Here is a 6,767-nt window from a genome sequence, read left to right on the forward strand (position 1 = left end):
TGTTCCACCAGCTCCGGGCCGGACAAGCGGCCATCACGGCCTACCGAGACATTAGGTTCGCCCTGGGCCAGGCTCTGGGCTCCGATGGCGCGGCCGATCCAGTAGGCGGTTTCGGCGGTCAGGGTCTTGGGCACCACGCCACGAATGTCGTAGGCGCGGAAGATGCTGTCGGGGAATGTCGGGGCTACTCGGGCTGCGGTACTCATCGCGGGGGTGAACTCCATCTGAAGGGGGCAAGGCTGGCCTTAAAGTGGCTGACCGGCAGGCTCAAACTGAAGGGTATGACGGTGTTTTCGGCAGAGAGTTCGTGGTGCAAAAATGCCATCGGCGTGCTGAGGCACTTTGGGAAAACGCGTAATGCATTGATTTCATTGTGGAAATTTCGCTGAATAAATCCGCACATTCTTCATCCTGAATAGCCATGCGGTGGCGTCTTGCCGGACAACTGCATCCGGCAAGGTTCAGCTTAGTCAGTGGCTGCCGGAATGCCCAAAACCACCTGCGCCGCGCTGAGTTTCGTCGAACTCCTGCACCAGTTCGAAGTGTGCCTGTACCACCGGTACCAGCACCAACTGGGCGATGCGCTCGCCGACAGCGATGTTGAACGCGGTGTTGCCACGGTTCCAGCACGACACCATCAATTCGCCCTGATAGTCCGAATCGATCAGGCCTACGAGGTTGCCCAGCACGATGCCATGTTTGTGGCCCAGGCCGGAGCGCGGCAGGATCAATGCCGCCAGGCCTGGGTCGCCGACGTAGATCGACAGGCCGGTAGGAATCAGGATTGTCTGGCCTGGCTCAAGGACGGTGTCTTCCTTGAGCATGGCGCGCAGGTCCAGGCCGGCGGAGCCCGGAGTGGCATAGGCCGGCAGAGGAAATTCGTTGCCGATGCGGGGGTCGAGGATCTTGGCTTGCAAAGCGTGCATGTAAATTAAACCTGGTTCAGCCGTTGGGCGATAAATGAGATCAGTTGGCGGGCAATCTTGCCCTTGCTGGTCTGGGCGAAAAGGGTGGCGTGCAGCTCGCGGTCGATCACGCTGCAGGCGTTTTCCTCGCTGTTGAAGCCGATGCTCGGGTTGGCGACATCATTGGCAACGATCAGGTCGAGGTTTTTGTCTTTCAATTTGCGTGCGGCGTAGTCCAGCAAGTGCTCGGTTTCGGCGGCGAAACCGACACTGAACGGGCGGTCCGGGCGCGTGGCGATGGTGGCCAGGATGTCCGGGTTGCGCACCATTTGCAGGAGCAGGCCGTCGCCGCTTGTAGGGTCTTTCTTAAGCTTTTGCGGGGCGACAACTTCCGGGCGGTAGTCTGCAACCGCTGCCGAGGCGATAAACAGGTCGCAGGGAATGGCCGCTTCACAGGCCGCCAGCATGTCCCGGGCGCTGACTACGTCGATTCGCGTAACGCGATCAGGGGTTGGCAAGTGCACCGGGCCGGTGATCAGGGTGACGCGTGCGCCTGCCTCGACCGCGGCTTCCGCCAAGGCAAAGCCCATTTTTCCTGAGCTATGGTTGGTGATGTAACGCACCGGGTCGATGTTTTCCTGGGTCGGGCCGGCGGTAATCAGCACATGTTTGCCCGTGAGAGCCAGGTGCTGAAAGCACTCGGCGGCACACAGCGCGAGGTCAGTAGCCTCAAGCATGCGGCCCATGCCCACGTCGCCACAGGCTTGGCTGCCGGAAGCCGGGCCAAACACTTTAAGGCCGCGGCTTTGCAGGAGCTGGGTGTTGGCCTGGGTGGCCGGGTCGCGCCACATGGCCTGGTTCATGGCCGGTGCGATGGCGACGGTGGCGTCGGTGGCCAGTACCAGAGTGGTCAGCAGGTCATCGGCAATGCCTTGGGCCAGGCGGGCGATCAGGTCGGCGGTGGCCGGGGCGATCAACACCAGGTCGGCCCATTTGGCCAGCTCAATGTGGCCCATGGCGGCTTCGGCCGCCGGGTCCAAAAGGTCCAGGTGAACCGGGTGCCCAGACAAGGCCTGCATGGTCAGCGGGGTGATGAACTCACTGCCACCACGGGTCATGACCACGCGCACTTCGGCGCCCTGGTCCAGGAGCCTGCGAACCAGTTCTGCGCTCTTGTAGGCGGCAATGCCGCCGCCGACGCCGAGAACGATGCGTTTCCGATACAGACGCTGCATTGGTTTGCCTTTCCAGTTCAGTGATGCCAGTTCAGTGACGCCTGCGATGCCCCCTCCCCAGGGGAAATCACATGCAAAAAAGAGGGCTTAAGATAACACAGCGACCGTCAGGCAACAGCGGCGCACGTGCAGAGGGAGGCGGGATGAGTATTCGCGATTGGCCTGTGGCGGAACGCCCACGGGAGAAGCTTTTGGAATGGGGCGCGGCGAGTCTGTCGGATGCCGAGTTGTTGGCGATCTTCCTGCGTACCGGGGTTTCCGGCAGAAGCGCAGTCGACCTGGCGCGCCATCTATTGGCGCAATTCGGTGGCCTGCGCCCGTTGTTGGAGGCCAGCCAGACGCTGTTCAGCCAGCACTTGGGGCTGGGGCCGGCGAAATTTGCCCAGTTGCAGGCGGTGCTGGAAATGTCTCGGCGGCATATGGCCGAACGCTTGCGTGCCGACTCGGTGCTGGAAAGCCCGCTGGCCGTACGTGAGTACCTCAAGGCCTTGCTGCGCCACGAGCCCCACGAAATATTCGGCTGCCTGTTTCTTGACTCAAAGCACCGGGTGCTGGGCTTTGAGGCGCTATTTGAGGGCACCATCGACGCGGCCATCGTTTATCCGCGACAAGTGGTCAAGCGCGCGCTCGCTTACAACGCGGCGGCTCTTATCCTGTGCCACAACCATCCGTCCGGGAGCGTCGAGCCAAGTGCGGCTGATCGAAAATTAACCAAAATATTGCAAAAGGCCTTGGAGTCGGTAGATGTGCGGGTGCTCGACCACATCATCGTGGGAGATGGCGACCCGCTGTCGATGGCGGAATACGGCTGGTTGTAGGATGGGAGCAGCTGCAAGGTTGAAGCTGCAAGCCACAAGCGGCTTGCAGCTTGCAGCTTAGGGCTTGACGCTGACCTTGGAGAAATCCTGGCGCCCAAACGGGCTCACCTGGTAGCCGTCAACATTCTTGCGCGTCAGGGCGAATGCGGTGGGGTGTGCCAATGGCAGCCACAATGCCTGCTGCTGAATCTGAGCCTGGGCCTGTTGGTACAACTTGCTGCGCACGCCTTGTTCACTGGTGGTCTTGCCGGCGCTGATCAGCTTGTCCAGGGCCGGGTCGCAGTAGCGGGCGAAGTTGGTGCCGGATTTTACCGCTGCGCACGAGAACTGCGGGGTGAGGAAGTTATCCGGGTCGCCGTTGTCGCCGGCCCAGCCCATGAACAGCAGGTCATGTTCGCCGGCTTTGGCGCGGCGGATCAGTTCGCCCCATTCGATTACGCGAATCTCGGCCTGGATGCCGACTTTGGCCAGGTCCGCTTGCAGCAACTGGGCACCGAGGTTGGGGTTGGGGTTCAGCAGGCTGCCAGTGGGGCGAGTCCAGATTGTGGTCTTGAAGCCGTTCTTGAGTCCGGCGCGCTCCAGCAGCGTCTTGGCCTTGGCGATGTTCTGTGGATAACCTGGCAAGTCCTTGGCGTAACTCCAGGTATTGGGTGGGTAAATGCCATTGGCTGCTTCGGCGGTGCCTTCAAATACGGCCTTGAGGTAGCTGTCTTTGTCGAAGGCCAGGTTGATTGCCTGGCGCACTTCGGGCTTGTCCAGCGGCGGGTGCTGGCTGTTGATCGCGACGAATGCGGTCATGAAGGCCGGGGTTTTTTCTACTTTGAGTGCAGGATCTTTCTCGGCTTCACTCACATCCAGTGGCTTGGGCGACAGGGCGATCTGGCATTCATCGCGATGCAGCTTTTGCAGGCGCACGTTGGCATCCGGGGTGATGGCGAAGATCAAGTTATCCACAGCCGGTTTGCCGGCAAAGTAATCCGGGTTGGCTTTATAGCGGACCACGGCATCCTTCTGGAACCGTACAAACACGAACGGGCCGGTGCCGATTGGCTGGCTGTTGAGTTTTTCAGGCGTGCCGGCCTTGAGCAGTTTGTCGGCGTATTCGGCCGGGTAGATCGAGGCAAAACCCATGCTCAAGGCGGCGAGGAAGGTGGAGTCGGCGTGATCCAGGGTGAAGCGCACGGTTAATGGGTCGAGAGCATCGATCTTCTTGACCAATGCGGGTAGTTGCAGCGACTGCGCATGGGGGAAGCCGCTCTGGGCGATCTTGTGCCATGGGTTGGCCGGGTCGAGCATGCGTTCAAAGCTGAAGCGTACGTCTTCGGCAGTCAGGGTGCGGCTTGGATTGAAGTACTCGGTGCGGTGGAACTTCACGTTCGGGTGCAGTTTGAAGGTGTAGGTCAGACCATCGGGCGACACTTGCCAGCTGTCCGCCAGGCTCGGCACCAGCTTGCCGGCCGTGGCGTCGTAGTCCACCAGGCGGTTCATCAGCACGTCGGCCGAGGCGTTGGTGGTGGTCAGCGAGTTGTACTGCACCACATCGAACCCTTCGGGGCTGGCCTCGGTGCAAACGCTCAGATTGGTGGCGGCAGAGGCCAGCGGCGCGATAAATAGAGGGGCGAGCAATAGCGGTAGGGCAGCGAGGCGCATATTCGGTTTCCTTTGCAGATCGAAGGCCCATCTGCGAGTGCAGTCTGGAAAAAGCCTACCGTAGTGGTCTGATTGATAAATGACTAGCCCATTTTTGCCTGTGCTTTTGGCGCAAATGCTGTTTTGATGGCGCCTCAGCGCGTTTCGCCTTGTACTTTTGTGTGCGGGCGAGCGCGGTAAATCATTCTGTGCGACGAGTGGTCGGCTGTTACAGCGGCCCCTCCTGGCAACGGTTCGGGCGTCTATTGCCAAGATTTACGCCGGTAAAAACACACGGGCTGTTGTTGCATTGGGGTCTTTCTGGTATAAAGCAGCGCTCTTTTCTAGGGGCCCGGTTCCTTCACTGTAGGTGTAGCCGGTAAGACCCTTAAAGAAACGCGGCGCCTGGCGCCAAATGACTGAGAGATTAAGCGGCCAACCCATGCCGGGTTGGGCATGTGGTTTTAGAGGGCTGAGGCATGTCGAGAGTCTGTCAAGTTACCGGTAAGGGTCCGGTGACTGGGAATAACATTTCCCACGCAAATAACAAAACCCGTCGTCGTTTCCTGCCGAACCTGCAGCATCACCGCTTCTGGGTTGAAGAAGAGAAACGTTTTGTTCGCCTGCGTGTATCTGCCAAAGGCATGCGTATCATCGACAAGCGTGGCATCACTGTCGTGCTGGCCGAAATCCGCGCCGCTGGCAAGATTTAAGGAGCTTTATCATGCGTGAATTGATTCGAATGATCTCTAGCGCCGGTACTGGTCACTTCTACACTACCGACAAGAACAAGCGTACTACCCCGGACAAGCTCGAAAAGAAAATGTTCGACCCGCGCGTTCGCAAGCACGTGATCTACAAAGAAGGCAAAATCAAGTAATTGATTTTCTTCCTTGTGAAAAAAAGCCCGTCTCTCACGAGACGGGCTTTTTTTTGCCTGAAATGTGCTGATCAGGCTTTCTGCTCGAACACCACGTAGATCTTGCGGCACGGCTCCAGCACTTCCCAGGTGCCGCTGAACCCGGCAGGAATCACGAAACGGTCGCCGGCACGCAAGGTCTTGGCATTGCCATCGGCATCACGCAGTACCGAAACCCCCTGCACAATCTCGCAATACTCATGCTCGGTGTAATTGACCTTCCACTGCCCGACTTCACCTTCCCACACGCCGGCGTTCATCTGGCCGCACGGGCTGTTGTAGTGGTTATAAATGGTCTGCTCGGGGTCGCCCTTGAGGATTTTTTCGGCGGCCGGGCGGTAGCGGTCCGGGGTGGTGCTGGCTTGGCTGAAGTCGACGATATCCTGGATGCTCATGTGCTTGTCCCGTCTGGCCTGCGGTTGGAGAGCCCAAAGTCTATGTTTATTAAAATGAACATCGCAAGGGCGTTTACCGCCGTTATGTCAAATATATTGAAACACCCCCAGCCGCTGGTTTAGGGTGGCAGCTGCCTTGAGCCGAACAGCAGGCTGGCCGGGCAAGAATTCTTTGAGGCTGCCGGGGGACATCACCTGGCCCTTGTATTCAATAAGAGGAGGACACTCGCATGACCACCCTGACCCGTGCCGATTGGGAACAACGCGCCAAGGATCTGAAGATCGAAGGCCGCGCCTACATCAATGGTGAGTACACCGCTGCTGTTTCCGGTGACACGTTCGAATGCATCAGCCCGGTCGATGGCCGTCTGCTGGCTACCGTTGCCAGCTGCGACGCCGCCGACGCCCAGCGCGCTGTCGAGAACGCCCGCGCGACGTTCAATTCCGGTGTCTGGTCGCGCCTGGCGCCGGCCAAACGCAAAGCCGTCATGATCCGTTTCGCCGCGCTGCTCAACGCCAATGCCGAAGAACTGGCGCTGCTCGAAACCCTGGACATGGGCAAGCCGATCACCGACTCCCTGGGAATTGATGTGCCTGGCGCCGCCAACGCCCTTAGCTGGAGCGGCGAGGCGATCGACAAGATCTACGACGAAGTCGCCGCCACCCCGCACAACCAGTTGGGTCTGGTGACCCGCGAGCCGGTCGGCGTAGTGGGCGCCATCGTGCCGTGGAACTTCCCGCTGATGATGGCCTGCTGGAAACTCGGCCCTGCGCTGTCCACCGGTAACTCGGTGATCCTCAAGCCGTCCGAAAAATCCCCACTGACTGCCATCCGCAGCGCGGCTCTGGGGGTGTTGGCCGGCATC

The 6,767-nt window shown here is 59.7% G+C and carries 8 protein-coding genes and 1 pseudogene; 4 read left to right on the forward strand and 5 right to left on the reverse strand.

Features of this window, described 5'->3' with window-relative positions; all coding sequences use genetic code 11:
- The 3 genes and pseudogenes from FEM54_RS20640 to coaBC all read right to left on the reverse strand — a co-directional run.
- Positions 1-230, reverse strand: a pseudogene (locus FEM54_RS20640) (hypothetical protein); the annotation flags it as partial.
- A gap of 240 nt (positions 231-470) precedes the next feature.
- On the reverse strand, positions 471-926 hold the full coding sequence (gene dut / locus FEM54_RS20650; protein ID WP_099550262.1) for a dUTP diphosphatase: 456 nt from the start codon (positions 924-926) through the stop codon (positions 471-473).
- A 5-nt stretch (positions 927-931) separates the two neighbouring features.
- Positions 932-2,140, reverse strand: a complete 1,209-nt coding sequence (gene coaBC, locus FEM54_RS20655; protein WP_015886530.1) for a bifunctional phosphopantothenoylcysteine decarboxylase/phosphopantothenate--cysteine ligase CoaBC — start codon at positions 2,138-2,140, stop codon at positions 932-934.
- 143 nt (positions 2,141-2,283) lie between these two features.
- On the opposite strand from coaBC, the gene radC reads away from it, so the two are divergent.
- On the forward strand, positions 2,284-2,958 hold the full coding sequence (gene radC, locus FEM54_RS20660; RefSeq protein WP_017135851.1) for a RadC family protein: 675 nt from the start codon (positions 2,284-2,286) through the stop codon (positions 2,956-2,958).
- 57 nt (positions 2,959-3,015) lie between these two features.
- On the opposite strand, the gene FEM54_RS20665 is transcribed toward radC, so the two are convergent.
- Entirely contained in the window at positions 3,016-4,608 is a 1,593-nt protein-coding gene (locus FEM54_RS20665) for an ABC transporter substrate-binding protein (RefSeq protein WP_017135852.1), read from the reverse strand.
- 458 nt (positions 4,609-5,066) lie between these two features.
- Here FEM54_RS20665 and rpmB point away from each other — a divergent pair, with 458 nt between their 5' ends.
- Both rpmB and rpmG read left to right on the forward strand, forming a co-directional pair.
- Positions 5,067-5,300, forward strand: coding sequence for a 50S ribosomal protein L28 (rpmB, locus tag FEM54_RS20670; RefSeq protein WP_003176907.1), 234 nt, complete (start codon positions 5,067-5,069; stop codon positions 5,298-5,300).
- Between the two features lie 11 nt (positions 5,301-5,311).
- Positions 5,312-5,467, forward strand: coding sequence for a 50S ribosomal protein L33 (gene rpmG, locus FEM54_RS20675; protein WP_003176906.1), 156 nt, complete (start codon positions 5,312-5,314; stop codon positions 5,465-5,467).
- 71 nt (positions 5,468-5,538) lie between these two features.
- On the opposite strand, the gene FEM54_RS20680 is transcribed toward rpmG, so the two are convergent.
- Positions 5,539-5,901 carry a cupin domain-containing protein gene (locus FEM54_RS20680; RefSeq protein WP_138452745.1) on the reverse strand — a complete coding sequence of 121 codons (363 nt, stop codon included), beginning with the start codon at positions 5,899-5,901 and terminating at the stop codon, positions 5,539-5,541.
- Between the two features lie 230 nt (positions 5,902-6,131).
- On the opposite strand from FEM54_RS20680, the gene FEM54_RS20685 reads away from it, so the two are divergent.
- The coding region (locus tag FEM54_RS20685) for an aldehyde dehydrogenase family protein (RefSeq protein ID WP_138452748.1) at positions 6,132-6,767 on the forward strand (636 nt) is incomplete at its 3' end.

This window comes from Pseudomonas edaphica (assembly GCF_005863185.1).
In the GTDB taxonomy this organism is placed as follows: domain Bacteria; phylum Pseudomonadota; class Gammaproteobacteria; order Pseudomonadales; family Pseudomonadaceae; genus Aquipseudomonas; species Aquipseudomonas edaphica.